Below are 18,443 nucleotides of genomic sequence, written 5' to 3' on the forward strand. Positions count from 1 at the left end.
AAACTTACCCCTTCATGGCACTATCCACCACCCTTTGCAGCATTGGGGCATAGTGGGAAAAGCCCGGCGTCTCCTTGCCAGGTACTTTGCCGATATCGTCCCACTTACGCACCTGAACGATTGCGTCGATATCTCCGTTCGCGGCAAATTTTTTCGCCGCCGACTCGCTCATTGGGCCGCCCTGAAGCTTCAGGCTCAGGATCGATGCATCGGATAATTTCGAAAAATATTCGGGTTCAACCGTACAGAGGTAGCGCTTCGCCGAGACATGATGGCGCACGCAGTCAGTTACAATTTTCGGGAAAAACGGCGCAAGAACAGTGGCCCCTGCCCGATCATGATGGCTGTCGATACCAAGCTCCGCGGCGTTATCGGGGAATTCATTGGTAAAATGCCCAATATCATGAAGCAATGCCGCAACAATCAGTTCTTCGCTCGCACCGGACTCTTCCGCGAGTTCCGCTGTCTGGAACATATGCTCCGAGATTGTCACATCTTCTCCAAGATATTCCTCCGCCCCGCGGCGAGCAAAAATATCGGCGATGAAGTCGACAACATTGTCTTTCGTGAGTTTCGAATAGTCTGGGTTAGGCATCATTAATCCCTAAATTCTCTTGTTCAAGTGTCGCAAGCGTTGATAGCAAACCATCCTTATCAGGATAGCAGCCCTGGAGCCAGCGTGTTCCGTGACCGGAGTATGCATTACGGGCATGCAAAACGCGGGTGTTATCAACTATAAAGCAGTCGCCGGGTTCAAGTCGGAAACTTACGGCCATCGCAGGGTCATTAATGATTTCACTCAACGCCCGGTAAGCCACATAATAGTCCGGCATTTTGTCGAACGGTACATCCGTAACCGGCGCAATGGAACGGTTATTGAAGCGGACGCCGACAAGCTCTCCATCCGGCTCCAGTTCAATCATCGGCTTGCGGGCTTGCAGGCAGACGCCCGACTGTCCGGCATATTCATATCGGGCATTATAGCGGGCTAGAATCTCGAAATGCTCCGGATTGCGCTCCTGAAGGCGTTTAACGACCTTAAACCCATCGACAACGAGCGAATCTCCGCCCGTCGCCGAATTCTCCAGCGCATAAAGGATCTGCATCGTCGGAACCGGGTCACGATAAGGATTATCCGTATGGGCCTGCAATCCCGCCGAGGTGAAAGCTAGATTGGTCGGCGTCACTTCAGCGCGCACCTCAAACCATTTGCCATAGTTCGTCTCCCTGACAAAGCCAAACAGCGCCGCGACATCCAAAAGGGCTCCACTTTTTATTGGCCCACCGGTCATTTTTGCAAAACCAAATCGACGGATATCACCTAGCCATATGGCCAATGCCTCTTTATCACGTTTGACCGTTTCAAAATCCGCCGTTGGCACGCGGTTGGTCAACGCCTTATCCCAGATTTCAACGCTCGAATTGAGCCATCCGACGGAGTGCTCGCGCGCTATATCATAGGAATGTTCCTGCAGCCACCTTAGCGAATAGGATACGGACCTTTCCTCAGGCTGAAATTCAACGGTCAGCCTGTCCGGCGCGTCTAATGTCGCGGCGGTGATCTTCGTATTCAGCGGAATATCATCAATCATGATGAGACGTTGACCATTTTGCGGAGAGCGTGTGCGGACATCCAGCGCATTATCCCGAAGCCACAAGGCGTGAAACCGGATCGCGCCACCGCCTTCCCGGTGAAGAATAATATAGTCCCCTTCCCCGGCCAACTCGACATTCTGTATTCTGCAAATTTCGGTCATTAGTATTTGATTTCAAGCTATTGATATCAAGATTTAATTTTCTTCATAAGCGGATCATAGAGCGGCTCCAGATGCACCTGACACGGCACCCGCTTCAAGGCAACATCAAGCTCATAGTTGCCGCTCAGCACGAATTCCTTATCCACACCGTCTGGATTGCGGACATATCCATAGCCAATTGATTTTTCAATTGTGTGACCATAACCACCACTGGAAAGCCAGCCGACCCGTTCCCCATTCCGGTAGATCGTCTCCCGCCCCAAAAGGACAATATCCGGATCTTGGACCGTGAAGCAGGTCAGCATTTTACGAACCCCCTTTGCCTTCTGCCTCTCTATCGCCGCACGTCCCTTGAAGTCCCGGCCCGACTTCATTTTTACCGCCCAGCCAAGCCCGGCCTCAACCGGGGTGTGGTCCGGGCCGATATCCGCCCCCCAGGCGCGATAGCCCTTCTCAAGACGACAGCTTTCAATCACGCGATAGCCTGCATTCTTGAGACCGAGCGGCCCACCCGCGCTCATCAAGGCGTCATACACTGCGCCCGCGTTACTGGCAGACATATGAAGCTCCCAGCCGAGTTCCCCCATATAGGTCAGGCGCAGCGCCAAGACAGGATGACCCGCAATATCGATCACCCTCCCCGTCGCGAAGGGATAGTCTTCATGGGAGATTTCATCCTTCGTTACCTGCGCCAGAATTTCGCGCGACACTGGCCCCATCAATGAAAGAACGGACCGTTCTTCCGTTATATCGCTCAAGATGCAGTCCATATGCGGTGGTACGTTCCGCAAGATCCAGTTGTAATCATGAGTTGCGAAGCCGGTTCCCGTGACGATATAAAATTCATTCTCTTCCAAGCGCGTAACGGTCAGGTCACACTCAATCCCGCCCTTGTCATTCAGCATCTGCGTATAAATAACCGATCCTATAGGACGCAAGACATTGCCTGACGCAATCCAGTCGAGCGCCGCCGCCGCATCCGATCCGGTCAGGAGAAATTTCGCGAATGAGGTCTGATCGATCAAGACGGCGGCTTCCCGCGCGGCTTTATGCTCTCTCGCCACTGCATTGAACCAGTTTTGGCGGCCAAAACTGTAGCTATCTGCCGGTATCTCCCCTGCCTCTATATCCGCGAACCAGTTCGGCCGTTCCCAGCCGAGCTTTTCGCCAAAACAGGCGCCAGCCACCTTCAACCTTTCATAAAGCGGAGAGGTACGAAATGGGCGACCTGCTTGATGCTCTTCGTGCGGCCAGGCCATAGTGTAATGCTTGCCATAGGCTTCGACGGTACGCTTTTTAATCCAGTCGTCGTCGAAATGCGGCTTTCCAAAGCGACGGATATCCGCGGCCCAAAGGTCATAGGGCGGCTCCCCTTTCGCGACCCACTCGGCCAACACCATGCCAGCTCCACCGCCAGAGGCAATACCAAAGGCATTAAACCCGGCACCGACAAAGAAGTTTTTAAGCTCCGGTGCCTCACCGAGGATAAAATTCCCGTCCGGCGTAAAGCTTTCCGGACCGTTGACCAGTTCCTTGATGCCCGCTGTCTCCAGCGCCGGAACGCGACCCAGCGCCAGTTCCATCATCGGCTCAAAATGGTCAAAATCCGACGGCAGCAGCGAAAAATGAAAGTCCTCCGGAATACCGTCTTCCGCCCACAAGACTGGGTTGGGCTCATATCCGCCCATGACGAGGCCGCCCACCTCTTCTTTATAGTAAGTCAGTCGGTCGGGATCGCGTAAAGTGGGTAGGTTACGCGGCATATCCTTGATGGGTTCTGTGATCAGATACTGATGCTGCACCGGGACTAGCGGCACATTTACGCCGAAACGCCCCGCAAACTCCCGCGTCCATTGACCTGCGCAACAGACAACGATTTCACATTCGATAAAACCTTTATCCGTTTGAATTCCTTTTATTTTTCCATCTTCAATAAGGATGTCTGTGACACTTGTATCTTCAAATATAGACGCCCCGGCCATACGTGCGCCTTTCGCCAGCGCCTGCGTGATATCTGACGGGTTTGCCTGGCCGTCCGTTGGCAAGAATGCCGCTCCAATCACATCCTCTATCGACATGATCGGCCAGAGATCCCGCGCCTCCGACGGGCTCAAAAGCTGCATATCAAGACCGAAGGATTGCGCCGTCGTCGCCTGCCGTTTGACTTCTTCCCATCTCGCATCGTTACAGGCTAGGCGAAGGCCTCCATTCATCTTCCATCCAGTGGCAAGCCCGGTTTCTTCTTCCAGCCGGTTGTAGAGATCGACGGAGTATCCCAGGAGCTCGGTGATATTGGCGCTGGAGCGAAGCTGCCCGACCAGCCCCGCCGCATGGAATGTCGTTCCGGAGGTGAGTTTCTTGCGCTCCAGAAGAACAGTGTCCGTCCAACCAAGTTTCGCCAGATGATAGGCCGTAGAGCAACCAACAATTCCGCCGCCGATCACAACCGCTTTCGCTGTCGTGGGGAGTTCTTTCACCATTTAGAGGTAATCCTTCTTATAACTGTCGTAAGCCGGCTCGAACTTTTCAAGGCAGATTTGGGTATATTTCCCATAGTCGAAATCAAGCTTGGAATAAAGCTCCGATACCATGCTCCACATTACCTCCCTGAGGAGAGAGGCAATTTTCATTGCTTGATAGCGGGCCCAAAGATCATCGGTAAGCGGTGTCTCGAAATAGCTTTCCAACATCTCTTTCTGGATTTGTTCCGCGACATCATTGTTAGAGGCTAATCCAGCCAAATCAAAAAGCGGCGTGTTAAACCCCGCATATTCCCAGTCAATCAGCCAAAGTCGTGCTCCGTCATCCAAAAAATTCGCGGCGAGCAAGTCATTATGGCCAAAAACAATATCATAGGGACCGGAGCGCGCCTCGGTCTCTGTCGCTATTTTCAGGAATTCCGATATTCGTTTTTTATGAGAACTATTTCCATCTGCCAGCAACCGTGCATATTCCCGCAGCACATGAAAGACCCAGAAAATCGGCGGCGACCCCTGAAGTCGTGCTGGAATGTCCCGATGTGCTTGCCGAATAAGGTGGATCGCCCGACTGCGGATATCATTGTCAATGAGGTCTTCCGGCGTGAGGGTCCTCCCCTCGATATACTCAAGAATCAGCACGCCTGGCTCACTATGGACAACCGCCGGTGAGATACCGGCGGCATGCGCGGCCTCGCTTGCGGCTAATTCATGGGCCCGAGTGATATGATGAAACGGGATGTCTTCGCCTAGCCGGACAACATACTGTTGCCCCCCGTCGGTCACGAGAAAATTCGCATTCGTCATACCGCCGTCCAGTGGCTCGATAGACGGTGTCACGTGCCACAGAGAAAGCCCGGATATTTTTTCCTGCGCACTAGTCACGTTGCCGTTCGCCAAATGTCAAACCATCCCCCTCCGCCTTTGCATCCGCAATATATCGCGACGGCATCCCATTCTACCTAGCAAAGAATGACGACAAAAGGAAGTTGCGGCTATCTGCATGGCGTAAGAACTCCCCCTCCTCTCACTAACGGCAAGATTTCGGACCAGTAATTATCCAGCAACTTTCTTCACAAACTCCGATTTTAGCCCCATCTGACCAATGCCCGGTACTTTACAATCAATATCGTGGTCGCCATCAACAAGCCGAATATTCTTGACCTTGGTGCCTACCTTCACAACTGACGATGCCCCTTTGACTTTGAGATCCTTGATAACCGTTACAGTATCTCCGTCCTGCAATTCTGCACCGTTCGCATCACGGATAATGTTAGATTCTGTTGCAGCACCATCGGCATCTTTGGCCCATTCATGAGCACATTCGGGGCATATAAGCAGGCCGCCATCCTCATAAACATACGGAGACTGACATTCTGGACAAGGGGGCAGTTCACTCATTGTAAAACCTCTCGCTCTTAGGCGTTAATCTAGGGCTATTGGACAAATCCAAACTAATCTTGTTAAAATCTCGCCTCTTTTACGACCCGCAATCGAAATGACCTTGCCAACGCGCCAATTCTATGACGCTTGAAACAGATTTGTTTAATTTGGGGACGTTCAAGATTGAAATGTTTATAGATTGACGCAGGAGTAGATACAAATATTTATAACCATCGCTGACGACAAAACGGCTGCTCAGCGGGCCACACTTTTCCTAAGAAACGTCAAGCGCCCCTTTGATGAACTCCATAGCATCGCCGAGGGCCGCGATCGAGGCAATCTCTGCGGCAGAAAACTGCATATCGAAAGCAATCTCCAACTCCTCAATCAGGCTCATATGCGCCAGCGAATCCCAGCCATCGGTATTGAACGGCGTTGAATCTGCCGATAGTCCCGTCGCATCGACATTGAAGCATTTGGCCGCAACCGCACAGACTTTTTCCTCAAGACCGCCGCTTTCTTCCGCAAACGTGGCGGGCTCTTCTGCCAAGACCGCCGCGTCGTTCGCCGCCCCGGCAATCATTTCTGCTATCAGTACCTTGCCGGAAGCGCCACGCGGCAGCGAAGTCATGATACGGAATTCTGCCGGTGTTCGCTCCGCCGAGAGATGCTTCCGGCAAAAGGCTGATGCGGCGGCGGGGGTAATTTCCTGACCAGGCTGAGGTGCAATCGCAGCGACCAGCTTTTCGCCGCGCGCCGCATCGGGGACGCCGAAGGCTACCGCCTCCGCCACACCTGGCATGGTCGAGAGAATAATCGCTACTGTCTCCGGGTGGATCGTCGCACCGGCGGAGACAATTGCCGTTTTCTTGCGTCCGACAAAATCATAGAGCCCGTCAGGGTTGATGCGGACATAATCACCCGTATGAAAGGCGCCGTCACGCAAAACTGTCCGAGTGATATCCGGTGCATTGAAATAGCCGCGCATCACCGTCGGGCCAGAAAGCACCAGTTCCCCGGTTTCGCCTGCGGGTACGGGGCGGAAATCATCATCCAGAACCATGGCGGTACACCCATAGGGCCGTCCGAGCGATCCGATCCTCCGTGTGGCGTTTTCCGGTCCAGCAAACAGGGCATCGCAGACCACTTCACTCAGGCCGTAGGCATTGACCACAGGTATCTTGAAGGTCTCCTCAACGTGGCTCCAGAGCTGAGCATCGAGAAGATCCGCACTACAAAGGATAAAACGAAAATTGGGTCCGGAGAAGGCGTCTCTTTTATCACTGCCGATCCGGGCTACAATACGGAGCATAGCGGGCACTGTGATAAAATGGGTGATATCCTTCTCAGTGAGCGCGTTCAGGATCGCAGGCACGTTCTGCACTGAAAAGGGTGTCTGGCGATAAAGATATCCGCCGAACCACAGAGCGACAAGCGGACCCCGGATCAATCCGTCAACATGATGAAGCGGCAACAGGTTAAGCAGCCGTGTCCCGCTGTCAAAGCCGTAAATCTCATCAAAAATGGTGAGCTGCGCGATCAGGTTTTCATAGGTCAGCTCAACGGCCTTCGGCGTCGATGTCGTCCCAGACGTCAGCACCAGAAGCGCAACTTCTGGCCGGTTTTCGACCGGTGTCCAACGGCCGGGATCTTGTACGTACAACAATGTGTCATGGACCTTGCGGATCGGGAAAATCCGGGATTGCGGTAGCTTCTCATCCAGTGTGGCATTTACCAGCATATCCTCATCCGCAAAGAGCGCGGCAGGATCGCAAACATCCATCAGTTCGCCGAGCTCCGACCCGGTTATTTCGGCATCGCCTATAACCGGCGTTATGCCCGCGCGAAGCAGTGCGAGAAAGAGCTTCACCACGGCTTCTTCATCTCTGGAAGCGACAAGAACCCGATCCCCGGTGACAAGACCGTTTGCGGTAAACATCGCAGCAAGGCAGCGCATATCACGAGCCAGCGTTCCATACGAGAAAGATCCGTTCGCCAGATCAGCAAATTTTTTCTCTAAATTTCCTTCTAACCTCCAATTGAGATTATCACAAAAATGATCGAAAGGATGAACGCCCGGCTTGATCGGCAACTCAAACATCAACTAATCCCTTTTTTACCGTCTCAAGACGAAGGCGCATTTTTTCGACAAGAACGACTGCATTATCTGGGTTGCGCAGCATGGAAAGATGGTCTCCCGGCACATTCACCAGCGTGAGCGCGCCGCTAATCAAATGCGCCCACCCCAGATCGTCAAGCCGATGACCCCACGGGGTTTCCTCGGCGCGAAAAACGGTGACAGACCCATCCCATGGGCGGGGCTGATATTCAGCCATCTTGGCATATAGTTGTCGGATAATCGAACGGTGCGCTTCAGCATGATTTCCAAGTTCCATACGAGATCTGACCATAGCGATGCAGAACCAGCGGATCGCTCTCGCCATGGCAATAAAGTACGCCAGTTGCGAGCAACATAACGTGCGATATAGAGAGTTTCATGTAAAGGGTTCCGGAGAAAACGCGCGATCAAGGCGCGCGACCGGATACTCGTATCCAGAATAAGCAGTTCGCCGGTTTCTGGCTCCATTGTAGAAAGATGCCGCGCCGTCTCAAAGGCCAACAGCCCGGCAAAGGAAAAGCCGCAAATATGAATTGGCCGGGGTATATCCGACTGATGAATATCCGTGGCAAAGCGCTCCGCGATCTCAATCAGGCTGAGGCTATCAAGGGTGCCAACCATATCCGGGGCGAGACGCGCGCCAAAACAGGAAATCTCTGTGCAAAGAATTTTTTGGATTGGTTGCGCGTAAAGGACATTGCCACCGAAGTCTGGAAGAAAGACAAGGCTTCCCCTGTCTCCAGACTGTTCATTCGCATCAAGGTGCGAGGCAAAGTATTGCGCAGCGTTTGCATATTCATTCCCCGCCTTCCTTCTCAGGGTTTAGCGTGTAAGGCAAGCGCGCATTTTCCTCAATATTTTCTTTCGCGGCCGCTTCCCGCTTTCGTTCTAATCCAATTTCCGCAATTTCTAGAAATGCCTCTGAGCGAAACCACATACTGTGAAAGGCCGGCTCCATTCCGACGCCCCGCTCAACCTTATGCTGCCCGGTCGTGCCAAAGTTAACGGCGGCTCTCCCCTGCCTGATCGCCATCTCAATCGTCTGGTATATTCCCAGCTCAAAGTGCAGAAAACGTATGTTGCTCGTATGCCCCCAATGCTGGGCAAAAATTGTATCTTCACCTAGAAAACTAAGCTGCATGGCGATCAGGTCATTTTCTTTATAGGCAAAGACAAGATCAAGCATCTCCGGCATCGTCCGGAAGATCTGTTCGAAATAAGCTTGATTATGCCAGAGCTCTGTTTCATTCCGATGGTAAGTTGCGGCGTATAATTCAAAAAAAGGTCCGGCTAGCTCAGCGGTTATATTGTGCCCGGAATATTGCTTGTAAGTAAGCCTCTCTGCGGCAACCTTTCTCCGCTCTCGGCGAATTTTGGTACGGTGGCGCGAAAGCATAATTGCCAGAAAATCCTCAAAGCTGTCCATGCCCTGATTACGCCAAACATAGGCGTTACCTTTGCTCTTCATGAAACCGCCAGATTCAGTTGTGTCCCATTCCGGCGCTGTCATATAGGCGATCTGTACAGATGAGGCGCTGTCTTTTTCCGCTTGTTGCCTGAGCGCCGCCAGAAGGACAAGTCGGGCTTCCTCCTCATCCACGCCAGCACGCACCAACAAGCGCGGCCCGGAAATAGGAGTCATGGGCACCTCAACCTGAAGCTTCGGATAATAAGGTCCGACAGCCCGATTGTGCGCCATGGCAAGGCCAAGGTCGATACCAAGCTCACATTCTGAATGATCCTTTAGATAGGCCGGCGCTGCGGCAATAATGTCTCTTTTCTGGTCACGCAGTATGATATGCCGAGGATGAAATCCGTTCTCTGGACTAGCAATGCCGTTTTCTTCCAGCGCGAGCAAGTGACTGTGCCGCACATATGGATTTTCCGAACCGGCACAGCGATCCCAATCATCGGCAGAAATATCCGCGATAGACGTATGAACAGAAACAGTTCTTGTACCGATATGGAAGGACGCGTTCAACTGGCCGCCTTTCCTTTGTTGGAACGTTGCCTGATACGCTGACCGCTGGCACGACGTGGATCACCAACGGCTTCAAGCTTGCCATCCAGATCACAGGAAACCAGACAGATGGACGGCTGTGAAATTCCGCCCGTCTTGCCATGCACCGCTTTATGTCCACGCTCGGAAAGCGCCGTCAAAATTGCATCAGGGATTTCCTCCTCTGCAACAACCTTGCCAGCAAAAGAGAGGTGAGGCTCGGTCGACGCAGGAACGCTATGAGTGAATACACGCGGCGATTTCACCGCATCGTTCAGGCTGAGGTCGTGAGCAAGATGATGTGTCAGGGCTTGTGCCATGGCCTGTAGCTGCAAATCCGCGCCGGGCCCTCCACCGGCGATATGGCGACCAACTGCATCCCGGAAGATAAGTGGATAGGCACTGACTCGGGGTCGTTTCCCAGCCCGAAGGCGCGCCGGATGTTCCGCGGCGGTATAGCTTTGCGCTCCTCTCGTCGAGATGACAAAGCCGAGTTCTGGCACGACAGGACCGTCGAAAGACGGATCGCTTGGTGTTGAGGCAAAGATATTGCCCGCGCCGTCGATAACCGCCGCAACAGAGGTATCAAGAGTTATGGCTTTCTCACCCGTATCGGTCGGTGAAACCCGCTTCGGAGTTGCCACCATCCCTATTTCACCGGCAACAGGCAATGGGTGGATTGCTTCCTCCATGCTAATCAGCGCGGCTCGATGTGCGGCGTAATCAGGCGAAAGTAATATGTCGAACGGCACATCCACAAAATCCGGATCCCCGTAATAAGCTTCCCGATCCACCAGAGCCAACTTCAACGCCTCTATTATTACATGGCACGCGCCAATGGATTGAGGCGCTTGGTCGGCAATGCCAGTTGACTCAAGTATTTGCAACGCCTGTGAAAGGGCTGGACCTTGCGTCCAGCTTCCAGGCGTGAAAAGACTGCCGCCAAAAACACTTGCCTCGGTCGGATAGACAACCGGGGTGTGATGCGCTGCGAGATCCGCATGAGAAAGCCATCCATCATACGCCTTGACATGACGGATCATGGCATCAGCGATTTCGCCTTTGTAAAAAGCATCCCGCACGGCTTGCAGCCCGCCTGTGCGCCCTGATGTCAAAGCACCCTTTTTGTCTGCATCTATCAGGAGGCGGATTGTATTGGCAAGCTCAGGCAGACGGAAAGTCTGCCCAAGTTCAACCGGAGCATCACCCGGAAGCCAGACACGGGCGTTATCATCACTGATGCGTCGGTAGTAACGCTCAAACTGGGTGGAGCAGGAAACGAGATCCTCATGCGCGGGAAATCCACTTGCCGCAAGGCCCTCCGCAGGTGCCGCGAGATCGGCAAAGCTCATGGTTCCGAACCGCTCGAGCGCTGTCAGCCAGGCATCTGGCGCCGCAGGAACAACGGTTCTCAAAATACCTTGCGGAATTCGGCCTCGGTGTTTCTCTTCAAAATAGCCAGGATTAGCACTGGCGGGCCAGCGCCCGGCCCCCTCGATAGAAAAATACCGGTTCTCATTCGCGATATAAACGAGGATAGGTGCAACACCGCCGAACTGGACCTGCTCCGAATGTAAAACAGTGAGCGCAATGGACGCTGCAACACCAGCGTCAACGGCATTTCCGCCGGCATCCAACACATCTGAGGCAATTCCGGCGGCAATATCGTGCCCCACAGAAACAGCGTAACTATTACTAGTAATGGCGTTCTGGATTCCGCTTTGACTACTCATTCAGATTACTGTGGCCATGTTAGCCCGGCCATTCCCGCATTAAAAATCGGACTATGCCACAGATTCCATTAAATTTTTCTTTATTTGTCCACTGTTTTTAAATGATTGTGGCGATCTCTCCACACCACGCAAAACGACCTAAACTTGCGTCAATAACATCGTAGAAAGTTGTTGCTCACGGGAAAGAGTCAGCCATTTTCCCGTGAGCAAAACTCACCATCTGATTGTCCGGATAATCTCTAGCGCCAAACGTTATCGGCACGGTCGAAACTATTGTCGCGCAAATCACCGTCGCGCATTTTATTCTTCGCGATTTTACCTGTCGGTGTTCGTGGGAATTCATCAACATAAGAGTAGTAGCGCGGGACTTTAAAATCTGCCAAATGTTGGCCACAATGCGCAATGATTTTCTCCGGCGGGCAATCTTCTGCCGTTGCGCCCTCCCGCAGCATAATGCAGACTTTCACCTCTTCGCGGCGCATAGGATCGGGAACGGAAAGAGCCGCGGCCTCTTCAATTTCATCCATGCCACGCAAGACTGCTTCGACCTCCCGAGCAGATATATTCTCTCCCGCCCGCTTGATCATGTCCTTGATCCGGCCGACGATGTAATAGTATCCATTCTCATCCTGCTGAAATATGTCGCCCGTACGGAACCATTTCCCGCGAAAACTTTCTGCATTCGCTTCAGGGCGTTTATAATACCCCCACAATATAGCCGGACCGGAAACCCATAGTTCGCCGGGCTCTCCTTGCGGGACATCATTGCCTTCTTCATCGACAATACGCACTTCACGAAAGGGCGACGGCAATCCACAAGCTTCTGACCCTGCCATATGAGTGGCTTCTGCCGGCAATGAAATACCGCTGCCAATTTCTGTCATGCCGAAAGTATTGCGGGCAACTAGATTGAAACGCTTTTCTATTTCAATATTCGCATCCCCGCGCCAACCGAAGGCATTGACATATTTCAACTTAATGAGCTTGTCTTTTTCCGACGGCGGGAATCTGGCGAGCGCAGGTTCTGGAAAAGCGCAATACTCAATTTCGAAATCAATGAGCCAATCGAAGAAATTCGTCAGGCTCATGCGTGAGGCGATATGCGCTGTCCCGCCCAAGCACATTGTCATCAGGAACTGCCATTGCCCATCCATATAAAAGAATGGAGCCCAAATCAGGGTTTGCTTGATCTGGAATGGCCGCCCCCTTTGCAACGCGGCGCAATGGGCAAGCAGCACCCAATACTCATGAGTCAGCATACATCCTTTCGGAAAACCGGTTGTACCGGACGTATACTGCAAATTCACAAGATCCGTTGACGTGACACGCGACGGTGCCGCGAATTCACTCGGGCCATTATCATGCAGTTCTTGCCAGTTGAGGTGCCCTTCGGGCGTTTCGCCGCGAACAATTATTCTGTCCCGGGCAAGCAGTGATGGCCAATCTGGCATATTATCCAGACGTTCCAGAAAGCTTGAATCAATAATCATGAACTGTGCATCACTGTCGGCAAGGACAAAGTGCAGTTCTGCGCCAGTATAAGCAACATTTGTTGGCACCATAACCGCGCCCAGACGCCCAAGAGCAATCCAGCTGATGACAAATTCCTTTACGTTCGGAAGCATCACGGAAACATGTGTTCCCTTTCGGATACCAAGCGCCAGCAAGCTTCCTGCCAGACGGTCCGCAGATTGGTCAAGACCGCGATAGGTAAGTTTTTCTCCGTCATCAAAATAGTCGCCCAATAACTGGTCTCCCAGCGTATTGGCGCGTTCGCGAACAAACGCGCCAAGTGTATCCGGAAAATCAATTTCTGCCGCCAGGCGATGGACTTCTGCCATCCCTTTATGTCCATTATCGTAAGTCATCTCGAACCTTTTAATGTTTTCAATCTAATTTGCTGAAATTTCCGGATTATCCGATCCTACTTTTGCTCTGGCGCATTCGGATCCAGTGGCGTTCCACTCACATTGTCGCCCGTCAGATACGCAGCGCGTTGAAGCCGATAGAGGTGGCTCATATATCCATGTGTATCACGTTTGGACATGTCCATACTGCGATAAAAACCTTCCATTTCCACCCGAACGGCGATCGGTGGATAAGACGCAATTTTCTCGGCAATTTCCATGGCGCGCGGCAACAATTTGTCCTGATCAACAATTTCATTGATCAATCCAAATTTGAGCGCATCTTCAACAGACAAGGGCTCTCCTTCCAAAACCATGGACATGGCAATAGCAGGAGGCAAATGCCGCCACAATTGTGTCGCTGCACCGGCACCACCCATTCCGTATTTGATTTCCGGCAACCCAAACCAAGCATTTGGAGACGCAAGACGAATATCCATCAAAAGAATTGAATAAATAAACGCCATGCCGAGCGCAGGTCCGTTTAGTGCACCAACAATTGGTTTGTATCTGTCGATTGTGCGCATATCACGTTCCCAACCGGGCCGAGTTTGCGCACTCGCATCTGTTGAGCGCTGGAAATGGGCGGTTAAAGTGTCATGAAGGGTATCCTGACTCCAGTCATTCTTAATATCATCGCCCCCGCTGAAAGCCTGAGTTCCGGCGCCAGTGAGAACACCTGCATGAATACTGGAATCTTTGAGGAAGTCCTCCATGTAATCATAGAGCTCCTTATGCATCGGCGGCGTGATCTGGTTGACCTTCCCGTTTTCAAACGTAAAGACGGCCACATTTCCCACTTTTTCATATTTTACAGGCATTTAGATACTCACTTTTCTGGTTGGTTTTAGTTTTTTTGGCTAGTTATTTGAAATATTGACACTACGCCGACGCAGTATTTCCGCCGCGCCCATACCAATTATTGACGCGACGATCAGGATGCTGGAAACCGCTGCAATCGTCGGACGCATTTCCAGTTTCAAGTCAGCCCATATGCGCATTGGCAGCGTTTGTTGACCGCTCATCATGAATTCGGCAATGATGAGTTCGTCGAAGGATACAAAGAAGGAAAAGACCGCAGCAGCGACTATTCCCGGCAAAAGGCTCGGAAAGGCTGCTGAAAAAAAGGCGCGAACCGGTCCGGCACCAAGAACACGGGCGGCACGTTCATATGTCGGATCCAGTTGCCGATGACTCGCGCCGACAATTAGAAAAACAAACGGGAATGCAATGGTCGCATGGGCAAACGCAAGCGTAATTGCGTTATCTTCAATGCCGAGACGGATCGCAAATATAAACATCCCCAAGGAGATAAATATATGCGGCACAATGATGGGCGATGTAATGAAATAGGTCAGCAGGTTTTTGGATCGCAGAACTTGTCGTTCCAGCACCAGCACGGCCAATGTTCCAACCACAGTCGACACGACACAGGCAATCAATCCAACCTTCAGCGACAACAAAGTTGCCTCAACCCATCCGGAATCCCCGAAATAGGTTTCATACCAAAGCACTCCTAGATTACTCGGCGGAAAGCGCAAGAACGGATTGTTACTAAAGGATATCGGAATGACGATAAATATCGGAAATACGAGATACAGAATGACGACAAGGAAATAGCCGGTCAAAAGGAATTTCGACAAATTGAAGGGCTTCTTGTTCATGCGTGTCCTCCGCCAACGAGGCGTCTTATAAGTATTTTTGAAAGCCGCTTAATGATGATTACGCATAAGACCGTCCCGATGAGCAGAACGATGGAGATGGCGGCGGCAAAGCCCCAGTTCAACTGTTGGACCTGGAACTCGATCAGGTTCGCCATCATGATATCCTTTCGCCCCCCAACGAGAGCGGGCGTAATGAAGAAACCCATCGACAGCATGAAGACGATAATGGCTCCGGTGACAGTGCCGTCTAAGCTCAAGGGAAGGAATACGCGCCGTATGGCCTGCCAGGGTTTTGCTCCCAGAATGCGCGCCGCACGCATAAGGTCCAGGTCAATTTCGGTCATCGCGCTGTAGCAAGTAACGATCTGGATCGGCAATAATATCTGCACCATGGCAACATAAACTGCGCCCGTTGTGAAAAGCATCTTCACCGGCTCATCTGTAAAGCCAAGACCAATCAAGAGAGCGTTGATCATCCCTTCCCGCCCCAAGACGACCATCCAGGCGTAGGAACGAATTAGGACACTCATCCACAGTGGAATAAATACCAGGAACAGGAAAAATATCTGTTGTTTACGGGGCCGCTGCACGATGAAATAAGAAATCGGATAAGCTATGACGGCACAAATCAAGGCCACAATAACAGACAGCCTGATTGTACGCCAAAGGACGTCCAGATAGACGTTGCTCCCCAGTAGCTTCGCAAAATGTTTTGTGGTGAATTCCGGGTCATAAACACTCGCCCGAAGGATGTCTAACGTTGGAATGAGAAAGAACGCCACCAGCATAAATAATGCCGGCCAAAGCAACCACGTACTCGTAAATTTCTTTTTAGCGTTCACGTCTCTATCTCCTAAAATCGTGTCTGGCAGGTACAAATTTATCGCCAGACACGATCAATACTATTGAGGTCTACTGTAGGAGCCACTCGGTCCAGCGTTCCTGGATTGCATCGAGATTTTCAGCCCAAAACTCTGCGCTAGCTGAAAACTGTACTTTTTGGTTCGCTGGAAATGTGGGCATGTTCGCTGCCATCTTTGGATCCATTCCGTCAAACAGACCCGGCGCCCATCCTGGATAAGGTAGGTGAGTCACATATTCACGCATACGGTCGGCACTTGTTGTCCGGAACTTGACGTACTCGGTCGCCTCTTTTAAGTGTTCTGTTCCCTTTGGAATTGCGATGTAGGACTTGTGCATAGCCCCACCGTTCCAAACAATTTCTGCCGGAATGCCGGACGAAACAAGTGTTGTTATACGGCCGTTATACGATGGGCAAAAGTAAACTTCGCCGTCGGACAGCAATTGAACAGATTGTGCACCGCTGGTCCACCAAGTGGTAATATGCGGCTTGATTTCATCCAGCTTTGCAAAGGCTCGATCAAGGCCTTCCTCGGTGCTTAGAACCTTATAGATGTCTTCTGCCGGCACGCCATCCGCGAGCAAGGCAAATTCCAGATTATCTTCTGCACGTCCGCGTAAAGCACGCGGTCCCGGAAAATTCTCAACATCCCAAAAATCGGCCCAGCTTTCCATTTTCTTGCCGTCAGGAAGCTTGTCTGTCCGAACAATCAGAACCTGGGAATATGCTGCATAGGCAACCCCGAATTCTTCGCGCGTGTCTGCGGGAAGTTGATTGTCCGGATCTACCAAGCTGTAGTCAATTGCTTCAAACAGCCCCTTCTTAACGCCAAGCGGATAGTCAGAAGCGGAGACTTCCATGGCATCCCAAAGAACGTTTCCGGATTTCACCATTGCTTCGAGCTGGGGCATACGCTTTGCTTCAGCCGCAACATGGTTGATTTTTGTGCCTGTGGCTTCGGTATAAGGCCCCCACCAAACTTCCTTTGAGACCTTGCCAACAACACCGCCAGAACCACTAAATGTGATTTCCTTGTCCGCGGCGAGCGCCAGATTGGCACTCCCGGCAACAACAAGTGTAGCGACCGCTACCTTTGCAAATTGTTTTAGTAATTTTGTCATACATACTCTCCCCGAGTTGAATTGTTTAGCAATCAATTACGTGAGCCCTGAACCGTGGGTGCCTTCATCTAACGGGCGCGCGTCATTGATCGAAAATGCGAGTTTTAGTGTTTCACCCCGAGCGAGAATAGGAACGCTGGGGCCACGGTGTTCTTGAAATAGCAGCGTCTTCCCCGTTGTGGTCCGGACGCTGTATTGAATGATATTCCCAAGGAATAAGTACTCTTCGACGGACGCATCAAAGATGATCACATGGTCGCTTGGTGATATGTCACGATGTAATTTTTCCGGCCGAAGACTGATCGAGTTTTGACCCTGCCCCCAGCTCTTGTCATTTTCCGGAAGTTCAAATTCAGCGTTGAGATCGGGAAACCTAATGATTGAAGATGGCCCGCGCTCAAAATCCACAATATTTGTCGTCCCGATAAAATCAGCGACATATTTTGAATTTGGTTCATCGTAAATACGGTCTGGTGTATCGATTTGGACAATTCGCCCCTCCCCCATGACCGCAATTCGATCTGAAAGCGCGAGTGCCTCTCCCTGATCATGGGTAACAAACAGAATGGTGCATCCTAACTGTTTGTGGTAACGCTTGATTTCCAACTGCATGGCTTCACGCAGCTTCAAATCCAACGCGCCCAGAGGCTCGTCCATCAACAAAACTGATGGCTCAAATACAATCGCTCTTGCGAAGGCGACGCGCTGCCTTTGGCCACCTGATAGTTGATTTGGCATACGATCGCCAAAATCATTGAGCTGCACCATCGCCAGACTTTCTCCCACCCGCCTCTTCACTTCATCTTGCGCCACTTTTCTCAACCGAAGTGGAAAAGCGACATTCTCAAATACATTCATATGCGGGAATAAGGAGTAATTCTGGAATACCATTCCAATATTTCGCCGTTCCGGCGGCAAGCCGAGAATCGAATTTTTATTTACACGAACATCACCTTCAGTCGCATCAACAAAGCCAGCAAGAACGTTCAAGGCCGTCGTTTTCCCCGAGCCACTTGGCCCCAATAAGGTAACGAATTCGCCCCGCTGAATAGATAAATTGAAGTCAGAGAGAGCCTTAACCGCGCCGTAAGTTTTTGAAACACCGTCAAAGGTTACAGAAGCACCAAATTCCACGTCGCGCTCAATCATGCTTGCCCCAAGGTTGTTTTTAATGACATTTATTATATTTATGACACGTAGTCTATTTATGACATTGACATCATTTATATGCGGTGTCAATATTACTAATAGTGAATTTTTAGTCCGAACAAAAAACCCATCAGGTTTCGAGTTTTCTTGTCGAAAATTACACGAAATGAGGGTAGAACTGCGAACGTGATGAAAAATTCAAACATAAAATCTTTTAGTCTCACGGAATTCCTCGTCCATCATTCAAAAAGTCTTAAAGGCAAACGCAAACG

General features: G+C 51.4%; 16 protein-coding genes. All 16 read right to left on the bottom strand.

Going from position 1 to position 18,443, the window contains the following annotated elements; genetic code table 11:
* Positions 1–4: 4 nt before the first annotated feature.
* The 16 genes from tmpB to AC0L73_RS02300 all read right to left on the bottom strand — a co-directional run bounded on the left by tmpB (position 5) and on the right by AC0L73_RS02300 (position 18,171).
* Entirely contained in the window at positions 5–598 is a 594-nt protein-coding gene (gene tmpB / locus AC0L73_RS02225) for a (R)-1-hydroxy-2-trimethylaminoethylphosphonate oxygenase (RefSeq protein WP_473654751.1), read from the bottom strand.
* The gene (tmpA, locus tag AC0L73_RS02230; protein ID WP_473654752.1) at positions 588–1,757 is read right to left on the bottom strand and encodes a 2-trimethylaminoethylphosphonate dioxygenase; all 1,170 of its coding nucleotides are present in this window, start codon (positions 1,755–1,757) and stop codon (positions 588–590) included. Before tmpA ends, tmpB begins: the two co-directional genes overlap by 11 nt.
* A 26-nt stretch (positions 1,758–1,783) precedes the next feature.
* A complete protein-coding gene (locus AC0L73_RS02235) occupies positions 1,784–4,237 on the bottom strand; it encodes a GcvT family protein (protein WP_227952374.1) in 2,454 nt (817 codons plus the stop codon).
* Positions 4,238–5,119 carry a phosphotransferase gene (locus tag AC0L73_RS02240; protein WP_227952375.1) on the bottom strand — a complete coding sequence of 294 codons (882 nt, stop codon included), beginning with the start codon at positions 5,117–5,119 and terminating at the stop codon, positions 4,238–4,240.
* 171 nt (positions 5,120–5,290) lie between these two features.
* Entirely contained in the window at positions 5,291–5,635 is a 345-nt protein-coding gene (locus tag AC0L73_RS02245; protein ID WP_473654753.1) for a zinc ribbon domain-containing protein YjdM, read from the bottom strand.
* Between the two features lie 256 nt (positions 5,636–5,891).
* On the bottom strand, positions 5,892–7,718 hold the full coding sequence (locus AC0L73_RS02250) for an AMP-binding protein (RefSeq protein ID WP_227952377.1): 1,827 nt from the start codon (positions 7,716–7,718) through the stop codon (positions 5,892–5,894).
* Positions 7,711–7,851, bottom strand: a complete 141-nt coding sequence (locus AC0L73_RS02255; RefSeq protein ID WP_473654754.1) for a hypothetical protein — start codon at positions 7,849–7,851, stop codon at positions 7,711–7,713. The genes AC0L73_RS02250 and AC0L73_RS02255 overlap by 8 nt, the downstream gene beginning before the upstream one ends.
* The gene (locus tag AC0L73_RS02260) at positions 7,848–8,357 is read right to left on the bottom strand and encodes a hypothetical protein (protein WP_473654755.1); all 510 of its coding nucleotides are present in this window, start codon (positions 8,355–8,357) and stop codon (positions 7,848–7,850) included. The genes AC0L73_RS02255 and AC0L73_RS02260 overlap by 4 nt, the downstream gene beginning before the upstream one ends.
* A 175-nt stretch (positions 8,358–8,532) precedes the next feature.
* Positions 8,533–9,717, bottom strand: coding sequence for a GNAT family N-acetyltransferase (locus tag AC0L73_RS02265; protein ID WP_473654756.1), 1,185 nt, complete (start codon positions 9,715–9,717; stop codon positions 8,533–8,535).
* On the bottom strand, positions 9,714–11,468 hold the full coding sequence (locus AC0L73_RS02270) for a gamma-glutamyltransferase family protein (RefSeq protein WP_473654757.1): 1,755 nt from the start codon (positions 11,466–11,468) through the stop codon (positions 9,714–9,716). Before AC0L73_RS02270 ends, AC0L73_RS02265 begins: the two co-directional genes overlap by 4 nt.
* Before the next feature lie 239 nt (positions 11,469–11,707).
* Complete coding sequence (locus tag AC0L73_RS02275; protein ID WP_227952381.1) at positions 11,708–13,336, bottom strand: class I adenylate-forming enzyme family protein; 1,629 nt, start codon at positions 13,334–13,336, stop codon at positions 11,708–11,710.
* Positions 13,337–13,392: 56 nt separating this feature from the next.
* The gene (locus AC0L73_RS02280) at positions 13,393–14,196 is read right to left on the bottom strand and encodes an enoyl-CoA hydratase/isomerase family protein (RefSeq protein WP_161316040.1); all 804 of its coding nucleotides are present in this window, start codon (positions 14,194–14,196) and stop codon (positions 13,393–13,395) included.
* 39 nt (positions 14,197–14,235) lie between these two features.
* Positions 14,236–15,039, bottom strand: coding sequence for an ABC transporter permease (locus AC0L73_RS02285; RefSeq protein WP_227952382.1), 804 nt, complete (start codon positions 15,037–15,039; stop codon positions 14,236–14,238).
* Positions 15,036–15,881, bottom strand: a complete 846-nt coding sequence (locus AC0L73_RS02290; RefSeq protein WP_227952383.1) for an ABC transporter permease — start codon at positions 15,879–15,881, stop codon at positions 15,036–15,038. Before AC0L73_RS02290 ends, AC0L73_RS02285 begins: the two co-directional genes overlap by 4 nt.
* A gap of 70 nt (positions 15,882–15,951) precedes the next feature.
* Positions 15,952–17,022, bottom strand: coding sequence for an ABC transporter substrate-binding protein (locus tag AC0L73_RS02295; protein WP_227952384.1), 1,071 nt, complete (start codon positions 17,020–17,022; stop codon positions 15,952–15,954).
* A gap of 36 nt (positions 17,023–17,058) precedes the next feature.
* On the bottom strand, positions 17,059–18,171 hold the full coding sequence (locus AC0L73_RS02300) for an ABC transporter ATP-binding protein (protein ID WP_473654758.1): 1,113 nt from the start codon (positions 18,169–18,171) through the stop codon (positions 17,059–17,061).
* Between the last annotated feature and the right edge of the window lie 272 nt (positions 18,172–18,443).

This window comes from Sneathiella sp. D3-11 (genome assembly GCF_055809395.1).

Bases quoted from the DNA above. Each gene is read 5' to 3' on its own strand.
- tmpB (WP_473654751.1), bottom strand. From the start codon at position 598: ATGATGCCTAACCCAGACTATTCGAAACTCACGAAAGACAATGTTGTC.
- tmpA (WP_473654752.1), bottom strand. From the start codon at position 1,757: ATGACCGAAATTTGCAGAATACAGAATGTCGAGTTGGCCGGGGAAGGG.
- AC0L73_RS02235 (WP_227952374.1), bottom strand. From the start codon at position 4,237: ATGGTGAAAGAACTCCCCACGACAGCGAAAGCGGTTGTGATCGGCGGC.
- AC0L73_RS02245 (WP_473654753.1), bottom strand. From the start codon at position 5,635: ATGAGTGAACTGCCCCCTTGTCCAGAATGTCAGTCTCCGTATGTTTAT.
- AC0L73_RS02250 (WP_227952377.1), bottom strand. From the start codon at position 7,718: ATGTTTGAGTTGCCGATCAAGCCGGGCGTTCATCCTTTCGATCATTTT.
- AC0L73_RS02260 (WP_473654755.1), bottom strand. From the start codon at position 8,357: ATGGTTGGCACCCTTGATAGCCTCAGCCTGATTGAGATCGCGGAGCGC.
- AC0L73_RS02270 (WP_473654757.1), bottom strand. From the start codon at position 11,468: ATGAGTAGTCAAAGCGGAATCCAGAACGCCATTACTAGTAATAGTTAC.
- AC0L73_RS02275 (WP_227952381.1), bottom strand. From the start codon at position 13,336: ATGACTTACGATAATGGACATAAAGGGATGGCAGAAGTCCATCGCCTG.
- AC0L73_RS02280 (WP_161316040.1), bottom strand. From the start codon at position 14,196: ATGCCTGTAAAATATGAAAAAGTGGGAAATGTGGCCGTCTTTACGTTT.
- AC0L73_RS02285 (WP_227952382.1), bottom strand. From the start codon at position 15,039: ATGAACAAGAAGCCCTTCAATTTGTCGAAATTCCTTTTGACCGGCTAT.
- AC0L73_RS02295 (WP_227952384.1), bottom strand. From the start codon at position 17,022: ATGACAAAATTACTAAAACAATTTGCAAAGGTAGCGGTCGCTACACTT.
- AC0L73_RS02300 (WP_473654758.1), bottom strand. From the start codon at position 18,171: ATGATTGAGCGCGACGTGGAATTTGGTGCTTCTGTAACCTTTGACGGT.